Raw genomic sequence first — 14,465 nt, 5'->3', positions numbered from 1 at the left:
CGCGTCACCCCTGCTTGATGCGCGGATCGATCGCGGCATAGACCAGATCGACGGCGGTGTTGATGATCAGGAACCAAAGCACGATGACGAGGATCGTTCCCTGCACCACGGGAATGTCACGGATCGCCACGCTATCGACGAGCAGCGAGCCGATACCGGGCCAGGCGAAGAGCTTTTCGATGACGACGGCCTGGCCGATCAGCGAGCCGAACTGCAGGCCGACCGTGGTGACGATCAGCACCAGTGCATTGCGGGCCACATGCCAGCGCACCACCTTGGCCTCGCTCATGCCCTTGGAGTGGGCAGTGCGGATGAAATCGGCGTTCAATACGTCGAGCACACCTGCCCGCGTGGTTCGCGCGAGCAGCGCCAGCGGCGTGACGCCGAGGGTCACGGCAGGCAGTATGAGGTTTTGCAACGAGCCGTCGCCATAGCCAAAACTGGGCAACCAGTTCAGCTGCAGGGCGAAGAGATACATCATCAACAGGCCGAGCCAGAATTGCGGCATGGAGAGACCTGAGACCGCGCCGATCATCGTGACCGTATCGAGTATGGAACCGGGCCGGAGTGCGGCGAGAAAGCCAAGCGGCACACCGACGACAATGGCAAAGACCATGGCGGCGACGGCAAGCTGAAGCGAGGCGCCCATGCGGTCGTTGATGAGGTCGACGACCGGCTGGCGCGTGCGGAAACTGGTGCCGAGATCGAACCGCGCGAGATCCGTGACATAGGTCACGAAGCGCTCCATCAACGGCTTGTTAAGCCCGAACTCCTCGTTGAGGCGAGCGATCATTTGCGGATCGGCGGCGCGTTTGCCATCAGCAAAGAGGCTGGCCGCGAAGGTACCGGGAACGACGGAGAAGATAACGAAGATCAGCAGCGCCACCACGACGATCGTCGGGACGACCTGCAGGACGCGGCGCAGGGTAAAACGAAGCATGAGCGGTTCCATTTTGGCCACCCGGACGGGCGGGACAACTGATGTGTGGGGCGGCCGAAGCCGCCCCGAACCTCTCAGGGCTTACTTGCGCGCATCCGGCGCCGTTTCGTCGATCCAGATCTCGTCATAGGGCTGGACCGCCAGTTCCGTCGCGTTCGGTACAAGGCCGTGGATCCATGGCTGGTAGGCCATGACAGCCTTGTTGTAGTTGAAGAACCAGACCGGCGCGTCGTCCTGCACGATGTTGTTGGCCTGGCGTAGCAGGTCGTTCTGCTTGGCCGGGTCGCGTTCCTGCTGGGCTGCCTCATAGAGCTTGTCGAAGTCCGGGCTCGCATAGCTTGCATAGTTGCAGGCGGACTGCGCCGTCTTGGAATAGTAGCAACGCAGCGCGTTCAGCGGATCGGGACCGGAAAGGTTCGACCAGATGAAGGCCTGGAAGTTGTTCGACGTCACGGCATCGCCGAGCGCAGAGCTTTCAACCGGCTTCGGCTTCACCGTGATGCCGACCTTCTTCAGCATCGGCAGGATGGCTTCGACGATCGGAACGCCCCAGCTCTCGTTCGGGCTCGCCGTCACTTCGAATTCGAAGCCATCGGCATAGCCCGCTTCCGCCAGCAGGGCCTTCGCCTTTTCCGGATCGAAGGCATAGGGCACCTTGTCCTTGTCGAAAGCAGGCGAGGAAATCGGCAGCCAGCCGGCGGCAGGATAGGCCTTGTTCTTGACGAGGCGCTCGATGATCAGCGGTGCGTTGATGGCATGGTTGATCGCCTGACGGACCCGCTTGTCCTTGAACGGTTCGAAGGCGGGGTTGAAGCCGATATTGCGCGTATAGACCTCGGCGACCTCGAGCAGGTGGTCCTTCAGGGCGTCCTCGCCCTGATAGGCCTGGTACTGGGTGGGGCCGAGAATGGAGACGTCGATTTCCTTGTTGCGGAACGCGACGTCGCGGGCGGCGTCTTCGGCCATCAGCACGATATTGATGCGGTCGAGATAGGGCTTGCCCTCTTCGTAATACTTGTCGAACTTTTCGACGACGACCTGCGAACCCGGCACGTGCTCCTTGAAGACGAAGGCACCGAGGCCGACGGGGGTCTTGGCGAAGCTCGATTCATCCTCGACATTGGACGGATAGATCACCGTCGTATTCTGCATCAGCGGAAAGCCGGGATTGATCGGGCCTGTGTAGGTGATCTCCAGCGTGTGGTCGTCGATCTTCTTGAGGCCCGAAATCTCCTCGGCCTTGCCGGCGATGAACTCTTCCGCGCCCTTGATGACGGCAATGTAGCTGGCGCCCGGGAAGGCGTTCTTCGGGTTGGCGATACGCTTGTAGCTATAGATGATGTCGTCTGCCGTCAGCGGCTTGCCGTTGTGGAAGACGGCATTGTCGCGCAGGTGATAGGTGTGCACCGTGCCGTCTGCGGAGACGTCTTCCGAGCTTGCCAGTTCCAGCACCGGCTTGTTCTGGTTCGAATCCCAGCTATAGAGCGCGCGGTGGATGGCTTGCGTGATGAATTCTTCCTGTGTGTTCGGGCTCGCCTGAACGTCGAGCGTGGCGAAGCTCGATCCATAGGGGGCGGTGAAGACGAGCGTTCCACCATGGCGTTCGCCGGCGGCCAGCGCCCCGGTAGCAACCCCCAGGCTGAGCATTGCGGCCAGTGTCAGTCTTTTCAGCATGCTGTTTTCCCTCTCGTGCCGTTTTCGGCTTTGTTTCTTTCAGTCCGGCAGGCCGTCAGCGCGCGACATGCACGACGCGGCCTGCAAGCAGGGTCATCAAGCAACGCGTGCCTGAGAGAATGGTATCCGTAGGCGCCTCCAGGAGGTCGTTATCGAAGACTGCGATGTCGGCCCATTGGCCCGGCACCAGCCTGCCCTTCACGCCCTCTGCCTTCTGCGAATAGGCGCCGTATTCCGTAAAGGCCTGCAACGCCTCCTCACGGCTCAGCTTCTCCGCCTCCGCCATCACCGTGCCCCTGCCGGTTTTGCGCGTGATCATGGCGTGAAGGTTGGGGAAGGGATCGGGCGAGCAGACGGGCGAATCCGAGCCGGTCGACGGCTTGAGGCCCATGCGCATCCAGGTGCCGATCTGGTAGGAGGCCTTGCCGCGCTCCTCGCCGAGCACGGAGACGTAGCTGTCGCCGAAATCGTGGATGAAGGCCATCTGCGGCGCCGGCAGGATGCCGGCCGCCTTCATACGCGCATCTTGCCCGGGAGACGAGAAGCCACAATGTTCGATGCGGTGACGCCGGTCCGGATCGGGATTGGCGGCAAGCGCCTTTTCATAGGCCGTGACAAGCTGTTCGATCGCGCCGTCGCCGATGGCGTGGCAGGCCATCTGATAGCCACGGTCGTGGCAGGATTTGACGATCGCCTCGACCTCCGCATCGGGCAGCATCTGCACGCCGATATTGTCGGGCTCGCCCAGATAGGGTTTCGACATCCAGGCGGTGCGTCCGCCAGCCGAGCCATCGAGAAAGATCTTCACGGCTCCGACGCGCAACATATCGTCGCCGGCGCCGGATATGAGACCCGCGCGCCAGGAATCCTCGACGATCGAGACACCGGGATCGCCGAGCAGCGTCAGCCAGACGCGCACCGGCAGGCGACCGGAAAGCTTGGCCATCTCATAGGCCTGGATTTCGGCAAAGCCAGCGAGTTGGCCGACGGCCGCATCCATGCAGCTGGTGATGCCGAGCGAGAGAAGATAGCGCCCTGCCCGCTCGATGCCGTCGATCAGCTCCTCCGTCGTCACCTCGGGCATGGCACCCTTGATGAGGTTCTGCGCGTTTTCCGCAAGGAAGCCGTTGAGGCGGCCGTCGGTCGTGCCGATCACGCCGCCATCCGGTACCGGCGTTGCCTCTGTGACGTCGGCCAGCCTCAGCGCCAGCGAATTCGCGATGGCGACATGGCCGCAGGCGCGCGTCAGCAGCACAGGATGATCCGGCACGGCCCGGTCGAGCTCCTCGCGGGTCGGGTGCCGGCCGATATCGAGCTTGACCTGGTCATAGCCCCGCGCGCGCACCCAGCCGCCCTTCGGCGTGGCTGCGGCGCGCTCGGCGAGCTTTTCGAGCAGAGCGGCAAGCGTCGGCGCGGCGGCAGGCGTCGTATCGACCCAACCCATGGTAATGCCGGTCGAGATCAGGTGCAGGTGGTTGTCGATGAGGCCCGGACTGGCGAAACGGCCTTCGAGGTCGATGACCTCGGTGTGCGGCCCCTTGAGGCTCAGCATGTCAGCGTCGCTGCCGGTGGCCAGAACCTTGCCCTGCCAGATGGCAAGAGCCTCGCTGATCCCCTCCTCCCTGCCCCGCCAGATGCGGCCATTGCGCAGAATAAGATCAGCGTGAAGCTGGAAGGCCATTAACAATCTCCCTTTTGTTATCAGCCTGATTTCGCAGCCTCCTCCGCTGCACTGAAATCAGAACTGTTTGCCTTGGGCACAACCTGAAAGGTTTGATTGGGTTTGGCCAATTCGCTTTTAGCAAAAGCCGATGCAATATCGGCATAGCGATTTCATTCCAACAACTTATGATCGCCTACAACTCTAACGCACAGGGGAGCGGGGCATGGAGATCAAGTGGCTGGAGGACTTCGTGACGCTCGCCGACACGTGGAGCTTTTCGCGCGCTGCCGAGTTGCGCAACGTCACGCAACCGGCCTTCAGCCGGCGCATCAAACAATTGGAGGGTTGGCTCGGCGCGACGCTCATCAGCCGCGCCACCATGCCGGCGGAACTGACGCCGGCGGGTCGCAATTTCCTCCCGATTGCGCAGGAGGCGATCCGCACCTTCTACGCGGCGCGCGAGTCGCTGCGCCCGTCTCACGAAGAAGGCCTCATCCGCTTTGCCGCACTCCACACGCTGACGGTAACAATCTTCCCACGCTGGCTCAAACGCCTGGAGAAAACTGGCGGCGCCTTCAGCACCTCGCTGATGCCCGATCGCGGCGGCATCGAGGCCAACCTAGAGGCCCTCATCGGCGACGAGGCGGATTTCTTTCTGACGTATGCTCATGCGGAGGTGCCCTTCCACCTCGACCGCGGACAGTTTTCGTCGCTGACGATCGCGCATGACCGGCTGATCCCGCTCGCCGCCGCAAATGTTTCCATCGCCGGTGGCACGCTGCCCGGGTTGCACATTCTCGAACGCGCCGTCGCGCAGCCGCGGCTCGCCATCCCCTATCTGAGCTACGGGTTCAATTCGTTTTTCGGTGTCGCCCTGTCACGCCTGATGCTTCGCCGCCCACCCTTCCGGCGCCGCACCACCCATGAGAACACGATCAGCGCCGGTCTGATGAACATGGCGGTGACCGGTGCCGGCGTCTGCTGGCTGCCGGAGAGCCTTGCGCGCGATGTGATCGAGGCCGGGGGCCTGGTGCCCGCCTCCGCGGATCCAGGGTGGAATCTCGACCTCGAAATTCGTCTCTACCGTCACACCGCGACGCGCAGCCGCAGGGTCGAAGACCTCTGGCAAACAGCAAAGCTGCTCCTAGAGCGCGAACGCGCCTGATCAGGCTTTCAGAAAGACCAGCGCGCGCAGGATTTCCGCAAAATCCGCGTGCTTGAAGGCGACGGCGCGGGGACCGTGCGCATAGGCACCGGGATACCAGCCGGCACGATAGGCATCCGTCGGATTATTGAACTCGATCACGACCTCGTAACGCTCTGCCCTTCTCGGCAGGACCTGTGCGAAATCGCCGGAAAGCGCCTCTGCTACGCCTTCGCGAATGAGCCGGCGCGACCATGCCGGGGCGATCGACGTCGTTGAACGACCTTTGCCCTCCAGCGTTTCCACGGACTTCAGCCCTGGCACCATGGCCCGTGCTTGCGCGCAAATGCCCGCATCGCCGGCAAGGAAGACCGATGGCACGCCGTAGCCGGAGGCACAGAGCGCATTGACGGTAAACTCCGACGCGACCTCACCATTGAGGAGCAGGCGCGAGATACGCATGGTGGAGGTATGGGCAAGCGGATTGTCCTCGCTACCGGCTTTGGAGTGATAGCCCGTATAGATCGCCGCGGCGAAGCCGGCATCGAGGCCGAACATCATCGCATCCGGATGGCCAGACCAGCCGCGCACGATGCGGACGTAATCCGGCAGGCGATCGAGAATGAGGTTGCGGCCGCTGTCATGGGCGTCCTTCACGACAACTTCGGTCGCGCCCGCGGCGCGCGCGCCCTCACAGGCGGCGACCACCTCGGCGGTCATCAGGGCACGGAATTCGGTCCAGTCGGCATGGGTGCGCTCGGCCTCGTCCCAATGTGCGATGCCCGCGGTGCCCTCGATATCGGCGGAAATGAAGACTTTCATGGGCGGTTCCTCCTTCGTTCAGTCGGCAAGTGCCGAGTTGTGCGGTCGTTCCGGCAAGCGTGGCGGGGGTCCGAGCAGTGCGCCTTCAGTTGCGGCAACCGCCAGGTCTCGGCGGCCGCACTGGGAGCAAGATCGATCGGCCTCTCGGAGAGGTACCGCTGGCTGGCGGCCACCATCTGGTTGCCTGTCGTTGGCACCGACATTGGTGCAACTCGCCACCACTGACCAATTCAATTTGGGCAAAACTCTATGCAAAAACCGCCTGATCCCCGTTATTTCAATGCGTTACGGATCGCCCTCACGGACAGCCGTCAAAGCTCGGTCGGCAGACGACCGAGCTTTCGCTGCTCCCCAATCGGTGGTGGCGCTGCCTCGCTGGTTTAAAGAAGCTCGCCCATCGACTGTAGCAGCCGGTCGATCTGGTGAGGTGTGTGCTCGGAAAACACCGCAAGCCGCATGGTCGACACGTCTGGCGTATCGGAATAGCCACCCGGCTGCTGCACCCTGACGATGATGTCGCGCTCGGCAAGACGATCGCGCAATTGTTCGAGGTCGGTGACACCCTGGATGGTAACGATCGGCACCGGCGTGTCGGCGACTTCGAAACCCAGTGCCCGCAGCCCGCCGCGCATATGCCTGACGTTGCGGACGAGGTTGGCGCGCTTTTCCGGCGTCGTTTGCAAAACCCGCAACGATGCGGCGGCCGCGGCCGCAAGCCCCGGAGGCGCCGGCGAAGCACCGCGCATGATCATGGCATTGCCCGCTATCTTCGCGGCAAGATCCGTACTGCCGGGGACGATGCCGCCAAGCGCACCGAAGGCCTTGCTCATCGTGCCGGCGAGGTAGTTGCCGCCGCCTTCGAGCCCCGCATGTTGCAGCGAGCCACGCCCGGTCTCGCCGAGAACACCGACGCCGTGGGAATCATCGATGCAGAGCAATGCGCCGTCATAGCGCGCCATCGCCTGCCGGAAGTCGGCAAGCGGTGCCAGCTTTCCCGAGGACGGGAAGACACCATCCGTCAACACGGCAGGCCGTTCACCGGACTTCACATGCAGTGAAAGCTGCAACGCGAGATCCTCCGGGTCGGCATGGCGAAACTCATGGATCCGCTTGCTAAGCGTCGGTATGGCATCGCGGGTGCTGTAGTGGGTCGCGGAATCCATCAGAATGACATCGAAGTCGTCGCGCAGCCCCTGCAGCAATACCATGGGACTGGTGTAGCCGGAGATCATGTAGACGACCTCCTCCGTGCCGAACCAGTCGCGCAACCGCTCCTGCAGATCGGCATAGACCTGCATGTGGGCAAGCGTGCCCGGACCCATGCCGTACTGCCGAGTGGCGTTGCAGGCCGCCTCGATCACTTCGGGGTGGCCATGCAGGCAGAAGTACGAAGTACCGCAGTAATAGTCGACCTCGCGCCCGCCGATGAACATGCGGGCGCCCAGGGGTGACTCCATCTTGATCGGAGCGGTCATGGTCCGGGTCACGCCGCTTCCGCCTGGGATGGGTTGCGCCGCTCCAAGAACATCGGCCCGACACGAATGCCGCGCTTGCCGTTATCGTCGACAGCATCGAGTTCGAGGATCTCGTCCTCGTAGAGCCGCCCATGCATGCGGAAGCGCCCCTCATCGACCGGTTCGCAGGTGTGGGTGCAGAAATACTCGATCAGGCACTTCAGCCCGCCATGGCTGTAGGTCAGGTAGGTGATGTTGAAGTCCGGCCCGTACTCGCCGAGATACGGCGCGATCTCATCGGGCACAGTCTCGTCGACAACTGCCTCGATGCGTGTCCAACTCGCATCCTTCCAGACGAGTTTTCCGACATCCGGGAAGGAGAGGTTCATGTGGGCGTAGTCCGCGCCGCGCCCGTAGATGCGGCCGTCGATGACGAAGTCGTTGCCGGCAACCGGACGGATCCGGTGCGGCACACCCTCGCCCATCAGATAGATCTTGCCGTCCCTGGACTTGACCTCGACGATCTCCTGCGTGGCGTCGTCCCGGTAGTAGCCCGGCAGGGTCTTGAACTGGCCTTCGGAGATCTCCGGCGGGCGCTGCACCCGCTCCGGCATCTTACCCATCTTGCGCTCGGCAAGCACGATGCGCACGCCGTCGACGCCGAGCCGCGACGCGATCTGATTGGCAAAATCGAGCGTCGCGAAAATCAAGACGCCGACGCCGGCGGAAGGCAGAAGCATCATCTGCGAAGCATAACCATAGACCGCACCGCCATGACCGACCGAGGTCCAGCCGTCGACGTCGCCGGAACCAAAGCAAAGGCCATAGCCGTTGAGCGTCCTGTCGTGGCCGGCCGGACGCTTGCCGAACGGCGTCCACATTTCGCGCAGCGAATTCGGCGAGATGATGGAATTGCCTTGCGCATCGAACCCGCCGCGCAGCAGGCATTGAGCGTAACGCGCCATGTCACCGGTGGTGGAAAAGATGTTGCCGGCCGGCGAACCGCCGAGACTGAAGACCGGGGCCGGTGTGTCGCCATCGAGCGTCCACATGTCGGCCGGCGCAAGCCGCTCGCGAATGCCGGGCGCCATGCCGCAGGAGGAATTGTCCATGCCGAGCGGCTTCAGGATGTTGGCGGCGACGTAGTCCGAGTAGCTCTGGCCGGTCACCGTCTCGATCACCCGCCCGACGACGGCGATGCCGGCGTTGGAATAGTGCATCATCCCAAGGCTCGGATCCTGCTTCAGAACAGAGCTTGCAAGCTCATTGACCGTATCTTCGAGCGGCGGCCGGGTGGCGTCGAGATAGTGGCCGCTCTTCGGCTCGCGCACGAGACCGGCGGTATGGGTCATCAGCTTGCGCAGGCTGATCACCGAACCGTATGGCCCACCTTCGGCACCGGCAAACGGATTTTCCGGCTTGAAGCCGGGCAGATAGGTGGAGACATCGACATCGATATCGACCAGCCCCTTTTCAACCAACTGCATGATTGCCAGCGAGGTGAACGTCTTGGTGATCGAACCGATGCGGAAGCAGGTGTCCTTGCCCATGGCGAAATGGCGGTCGTGGCGCTGGACATGGCCTTCGGCAAGTACGCCGTCGCGGTCGACGAGGGCGTAGGAGATCGACGGGATCGCCTTGTCCTCGACCTCGTAGCGGATCAGATCCTCCAACAGCTCGATGGAAGCAGCAGACAGAGAGGACATGGAAAATGCTCCTTGGGTCGTAAAAGGATTGGGTCTCAATGGGAATGTCGGGGGTCGAGCATGTCGCGCAGCGCATCACCCACCAGGTTCCACGACAGCACGAAAAGGAAGACGGCCGCGCCGGGGAATGCCAGCGTGTACCAGAACTGGAAGGGGTTGCCGGGCTGGCCGACGATCCAGTTGCGCGAATAGGCAATGAACTGGCCCCAGTCGGCATAGCCTTCTTCGGTGCCGACACCGAGAAAGCTGAGTGCCGAGGCAGACAGCACCATCGAACCGGTCGCCATTGTCGCCAGCACCAGCACCGGGAACATCGCATTGGGCAGGATATGCAGCACGATCAGCCGCAGATCGCTGGCGCCATAGCTCCTTGCCGCATGGATATAATCCATCTCGCGGATCCTCAGGATCTCGCTTCGCACGATGCGGGCGTAGCTCATCCAGCCGAACGTCGTGAGCGCGATGGTGATCGGCACGATACCCTTGCCGAGCAACGCCGTCAGCACCATGGCCGCGATCAGGAACGGGACGGCCATGAACACGTCGACGATGCGCATCAGCACCTCCTCGATGACGCCGCGATAATAGGCCGCGACTGCGCCGACGATGGTCCCGATCAGCACGGAAATCGCGACGACCCCCAGCCCGATCTTGAATGCCGTGCGCGTGCCCCAGACGACACCGTAGAAAATGTCGTACTGGCCTTGCGTAGTGCCGAAGACGGCCTCCGGCGAAGGCGGCTGCGGCGTTGCCAGGAAGCCTGCGCGCGGCGTGTCGTAAGGCGAAAGCTGGAAGCTCTGCGGCGGCGCCAGGACGGGCGCGAAGACGGCGATCAGCACGAAGGCGAAGAGGATCACGACACCGAACAGCGACACCGGATTTTTTGCGAGGTAACGAAGAAACTTCATTGCGTCTTCACCCTCGGATCGAGCAACGGATAGATGAGGTCGACGACCAGATTCATGACCACCAGAACGACCGCGAAATAGAGGCCGAAGCCGAGAACGGCAGGGAAGTCGAGATTGGCGGCGGTCTTGGCCGCGAACTGGCCGAGACCAGCATAGTCGAAGATGGTCTCGGTGATGACCACACCGCCCATCATCACGGCGAGCTCCATGCCGGCGATGGTTGCAAGCGGCAGAAGTGCGTTGCGCCTGGCGTGATGCAATTCGACGACGCGGCGCGGCAGGCCCTTGGCACGGGCCGTGCGAACGTAATCCTGGCGCAGCGTTTCCAACATCGAGGTGCGCATCACGCGCGTCATGCTCGCAACGTTGACATAGGTCAGCGTGATAACGGGTGCTGCGAGGTGGCGAAGCGCATCACCGAAGATTGCCAGGTTGCCGTTCAAGAGGGCATCGACGGTGTTGGCGCCGGTGTAGCGGACGAACTCGCCGGAGCTGACCACGGTCTGCGCCCACTGGCTGAGCCGCCCGGGCGGAAACCAGTCGAGTGCCGAATAAAAGATCAAGAGCATCAGCAGGCCGAAGACGTAGACGGGGAAAGACCAGCCCAGAATGGTGAAGATGCGGATGACGTGGTCCGGCCAACGATTGAGATAGATGCCGGCACGCGAACCGAGGAAGACGGCAAGCAGCAGGCAGGGAACGAAGGCGAGCACGACCAGTTCCAGCGTCGCCGGAAACAGCGACATCAGCGCCGTCGACACCGGCTGGCGGGCCGTCTCGGACCAACCGAGATTGCCGCTGAGGACGCCGCCGATCCAGCGGCCGTACTGGGAATAGAAGGGATCGTTCAGCCCATACTGCTCTATCATCCGGCGGATGCTCTCCTGACCGCCCTTGAGATAGTCGGGTGACGGCGCGTAGGCCGCCAGTCTCTGCGTCGGCGAGAGCGACATCTGCAGCGCGAAGATCATCAACGACAGCGCGAAGAGGACGATCGGCAGCATCATCAGTCGTCTGAGTGCGTAATTCAGCACGGTTCACACGTTCCGATTTCAGGGAGAATGAAACAAGGGCATGCCGGGCGGGATAGCCGCCCGGCATGCCCTGGCCAATCAATCGTTGGCCTTGGTGACCGGGTAGAAGTCCCAGGCGCCGTAGAGGATCATGTTGTCGACATAACCATCGATGTTGCTGCGGGTGACGACATAGCCGAAGTCCTCCCAGAGGAACTGGGTGGTGGCGTAGTCGTACGACATCTCCTGCAGCTTGGCGTAGATCGGCTCGCGCACGGCGGGGTCGACCGAGGCCCAGGCTTCGTCGAGCAGTGGCTTGAACTTCTCTGCCATCAGGTCGCGGTAGCCCTGGCCGACCATGCCGCCGACGAGGCCCGTCGGCGATAGATAGTAGCTGGCCGCGCCGAGCGGGCCGCCCGGATCGGAATAGTCCGGCCCCCAGCCCATTACCGTCAAGGGAGCGGCCGGCTTTTCGCGGTTGTTGAGCTTGTCTGAGACCGAGGCCCAGGGCAGCGCCTGGATCTGCATCTTGAACTTCGGATTGATACGCGACAGGCCCTGCTGCAGCGCCGAAAGTGCCGCCGTCAGTTGCGGATTGCCCTCGGTCACATAGGCGGTGAAGGCGAAGCCGGTGTCCCAGAGTTTTCCGCCGAACGCCTTCTTGAAGTGTTCCTCGGCCTTGGCCGGATCGTAGCTGTAGATGGGCGAGTCCGGGCGGTAGCCCATGATGCCGCGCACGGTCGGCCCGCGCGACTGCACGGTCTTGCCGAGCAGGACCTGGTTCAGCAGCGCGTCGTAGTTCTGGGCGTAGTTGAAGCCCTTGCGCACGTCGATGTCGGCGAAGAAGTCCGGCGGAATGCCCGCACCGTCCAGCTTGCCGCTGCCGATGGCCGGATTGTCGTTGTCGTCGAGCGGCCAGGCGAAAAAGATGCCGCGCGAGAACACTTTCTGCAGTCCGTCGATGACCTTGACGCCTTCGGTCTTGCTGAGTTCGTCGATGAACTCGACCGGGGCGGTGACGAAATCGGCGTCACCGGACAGAAGCTGCAGGCGCCGCGTCGTCCATTCCGGCACCGTGCGCATGACCACGCGGTCGAGCTTGGCCGGCCCCATGAAGTAATTGTCGAAGCGCTTCAGGGTGATGCGCCGGTCGGTCCGATCCCACTCCTCGAGCATGAACGGCCCGGTGCCGTTTTCTTCGGCAAACAGCGGATTGGCGCCGAGTTCGGGACGGTAGTGAGCTTTCCAGGTGTCGGCCGAACCATCCCAGCCGCCGACCGACCCGACCCATTCCTTGTCGAGAATGGAGGTGCCGAAAGGCAGCGCGATCACACCGAGTGTTGCCGGAAACGACTTGGGCAGCTTGAGCGTGACGTTGTCACCATCGACGACGATCTGCGACGCGAGCTGGTCATAGACCTTGCGCAAGACCTCGGGGCTGGCGTCGTTGATGGATTTGACCTCGCCTTCGGTCTCTACCCACTTGGCGATATCGGTGTATTTGCCGGCGGTGATCACCTCGGTGATCGCGTTCGACATCCACGACTGCCCCTGAAGGATGGCACGCAGCAGCGAATAGCGCACGTCCTCTGGCGTGATCTGGCCGTAACCGGGCTCGATCGTCGCCTTCTGCGCGTCGGTCAGCTTGTCGTAGTATTCCCAGGTGACTTTGCCGTCGGCGCCCTTGATCCCGACCTTGTGGGCGAACACACCCTTGCGGATCGGGAAGGTGTAGCTGACAGAGCCGTCAGTGCCCTGCTTGATGAGGCCGTTTTCAAGCGACGGCACCTCGGTCGAGAGTGACGGCACGAACTCTGAAATCTTCGAACCGTTGAAGTTCAAAAGACGGCTGTAGATGTTGAGCGAGCCGTAGGAGCTCGGCGTGTTGGCGATATAGGCCGGATCGAACGACTGGATGTCGTCGGTCCACATGAAGACGAAAGTGCCGGGGTTTTTGGTCTCGGCCATAGCGGGCGCAGCCGCGATGCCGAGCCCGAGGCAGAGAGCCAGGGCTAAGGTGCGTTTCATCGTTGTTCCCATTTGGTGGAGGCGGAAGTTTTTCTTCTCGTTATGGGGGAGGCTAGAAGAGCCCTTGCACGTCTGTCCAATGTGTAATTAGGATAGACTATGCAAAACACGCATGAGGGCCGGCATGGAACTGCAATGGCTTGAAGATTTTCTGGAAATTGCCGCGACAAGGAATTTCTCGACGGCGGCGACGGCACGCAATATTTCGCAACCCGCCTTTAGCCGTCGCATCAAATCGCTCGAGAACTGGATCGGTGCGGACCTGATCGACCGCAGCACCTATCCCGTGCAATTGACGCGGGCCGGCACGATGTTCCTTCCGGGCTGTCAGCGCCTCGTGCGCGAGGCCTACCGGCTGCGCACCGATTGCCGCAATGTCGCCGGCGAAAGCTCGGCCATGCTGACGTTTACCTCGCTGCATACGCTGGCGATGTACTTCTTCCCGAAGTGGATCGGCTCACCGCTGATCTCGCGCATGCCCCTTCGCACCAGCATGCATGCCGCCGACTTCCTTGAAAGCATCGATCACCTTTGCTCGGGTCAGTGCGATTTCGCCATCACCTATGTGCATCCCGATGGCCCGCCGGTGCTGGAAGGCGGCCCGTTCGAATCCCTGCAGATCGGCAAAGACCGGCTCATCCTCGTGTCTGGGACCGACGAAAATGGCCGCCCGCTGTTCGACATAGACGTATCCGAAACGACGGAAATCCCCTACCTCGCCTATTCCTGGAGCGACGGCTACATCGGCAAGCTCGCAACCCTGATCCAATCGCGCTGGCGCCGTCCGCTCAATCTCAGCACCGTCTATCAGTCAGGCCTCGCCGACGGCCTGAAGCACATGGCCGTCGCCGGGCGCGGGGTGGCGTGGCTACCGCAGATCTGCGTGGCAGAAGCCATGCGGCAGGGCCGCCTTGCCCAGATCGGCGGGCCGCAGATGTCGCTCGAAATGGAAATCCGGATCTTCAGGCGCGCCGGTCCCGGCAGTCCCGACAGCGATGGGTTGTGGCAGCATCTGAAACAGTGCGCGGCGCTGCCGCAGTACAAGAGCGGCTTCGATGTCGACATCGACGCCGCCTGAAGCGTCGTGGCGCTCAATGGCCGCGGATCGCCACC

At 62.5% G+C, this 14,465-nt stretch carries 11 protein-coding genes; 2 read left to right on the top strand and 9 right to left on the bottom strand.

Features of this window, described 5'->3' with window-relative positions:
- Positions 1-4: 4 nt before the first annotated feature.
- The 3 genes from PWG15_RS23000 to PWG15_RS22990 all read right to left on the bottom strand — a co-directional run bounded on the left by PWG15_RS23000 (position 5) and on the right by PWG15_RS22990 (position 4,295).
- Positions 5-940 (bottom strand): ABC transporter permease, encoded by a 936-nt coding sequence (locus PWG15_RS23000; protein WP_275026331.1) that lies wholly within the window; start codon positions 938-940, stop codon positions 5-7.
- A gap of 81 nt (positions 941-1,021) precedes the next feature.
- Positions 1,022-2,614, bottom strand: a complete 1,593-nt coding sequence (locus PWG15_RS22995) for an ABC transporter substrate-binding protein (RefSeq protein WP_275026330.1) — start codon at positions 2,612-2,614, stop codon at positions 1,022-1,024.
- 55 nt (positions 2,615-2,669) lie between these two features.
- Positions 2,670-4,295, bottom strand: a complete 1,626-nt coding sequence (locus PWG15_RS22990) for an amidohydrolase (RefSeq protein ID WP_275026329.1) — start codon at positions 4,293-4,295, stop codon at positions 2,670-2,672.
- A 205-nt stretch (positions 4,296-4,500) separates the two neighbouring features.
- On the opposite strand from PWG15_RS22990, the gene PWG15_RS22985 reads away from it, so the two are divergent.
- Positions 4,501-5,442 carry a LysR family transcriptional regulator gene (locus PWG15_RS22985; protein WP_275026327.1) on the top strand — a complete coding sequence of 314 codons (942 nt, stop codon included), beginning with the start codon at positions 4,501-4,503 and terminating at the stop codon, positions 5,440-5,442.
- Here the strand turns inward: PWG15_RS22985 and PWG15_RS22980 are convergent, their stop codons facing one another.
- The 6 genes from PWG15_RS22980 to PWG15_RS22955 all read right to left on the bottom strand — a co-directional run bounded on the left by PWG15_RS22980 (position 5,443) and on the right by PWG15_RS22955 (position 13,352).
- Complete coding sequence (locus PWG15_RS22980; RefSeq protein WP_275026326.1) at positions 5,443-6,243, bottom strand: M55 family metallopeptidase; 801 nt, start codon at positions 6,241-6,243, stop codon at positions 5,443-5,445.
- Positions 6,244-6,623: 380 nt separating this feature from the next.
- A complete protein-coding gene (locus PWG15_RS22975; protein ID WP_275026324.1) occupies positions 6,624-7,730 on the bottom strand; it encodes an aminotransferase class I/II-fold pyridoxal phosphate-dependent enzyme in 1,107 nt (368 codons plus the stop codon).
- Entirely contained in the window at positions 7,727-9,403 is a 1,677-nt protein-coding gene (locus tag PWG15_RS22970; protein ID WP_275026323.1) for a serine hydrolase domain-containing protein, read from the bottom strand. The genes PWG15_RS22975 and PWG15_RS22970 overlap by 4 nt, the downstream gene beginning before the upstream one ends.
- Before the next feature lie 35 nt (positions 9,404-9,438).
- A complete protein-coding gene (locus tag PWG15_RS22965; RefSeq protein ID WP_275026322.1) occupies positions 9,439-10,311 on the bottom strand; it encodes an ABC transporter permease in 873 nt (290 codons plus the stop codon).
- Positions 10,308-11,180: an ABC transporter permease gene (locus PWG15_RS22960; protein WP_275027171.1), complete on the bottom strand. Its 873-nt coding sequence runs from the start codon at positions 11,178-11,180 to the stop codon at positions 10,308-10,310. The genes PWG15_RS22965 and PWG15_RS22960 overlap by 4 nt, the downstream gene beginning before the upstream one ends.
- Before the next feature lie 243 nt (positions 11,181-11,423).
- Positions 11,424-13,352: an ABC transporter substrate-binding protein gene (locus PWG15_RS22955; RefSeq protein WP_275026321.1), complete on the bottom strand. Its 1,929-nt coding sequence runs from the start codon at positions 13,350-13,352 to the stop codon at positions 11,424-11,426.
- Positions 13,353-13,476: 124 nt separating this feature from the next.
- Here PWG15_RS22955 and PWG15_RS22950 point away from each other — a divergent pair, with 124 nt between their 5' ends.
- Complete coding sequence (locus tag PWG15_RS22950) at positions 13,477-14,430, top strand: LysR family transcriptional regulator (protein ID WP_275026320.1); 954 nt, start codon at positions 13,477-13,479, stop codon at positions 14,428-14,430.
- Positions 14,431-14,465: the final 35 nt, after the last annotated feature.

Source organism: Ensifer adhaerens (assembly GCF_028993555.1).
Taxonomy (GTDB): Bacteria; Pseudomonadota; Alphaproteobacteria; order Rhizobiales; family Rhizobiaceae; genus Ensifer; species Ensifer adhaerens_I.
The sequence above is the reverse complement of the archived record's forward strand: the minus strand, read 5'-3'. Positions and strand labels throughout refer to the sequence as shown.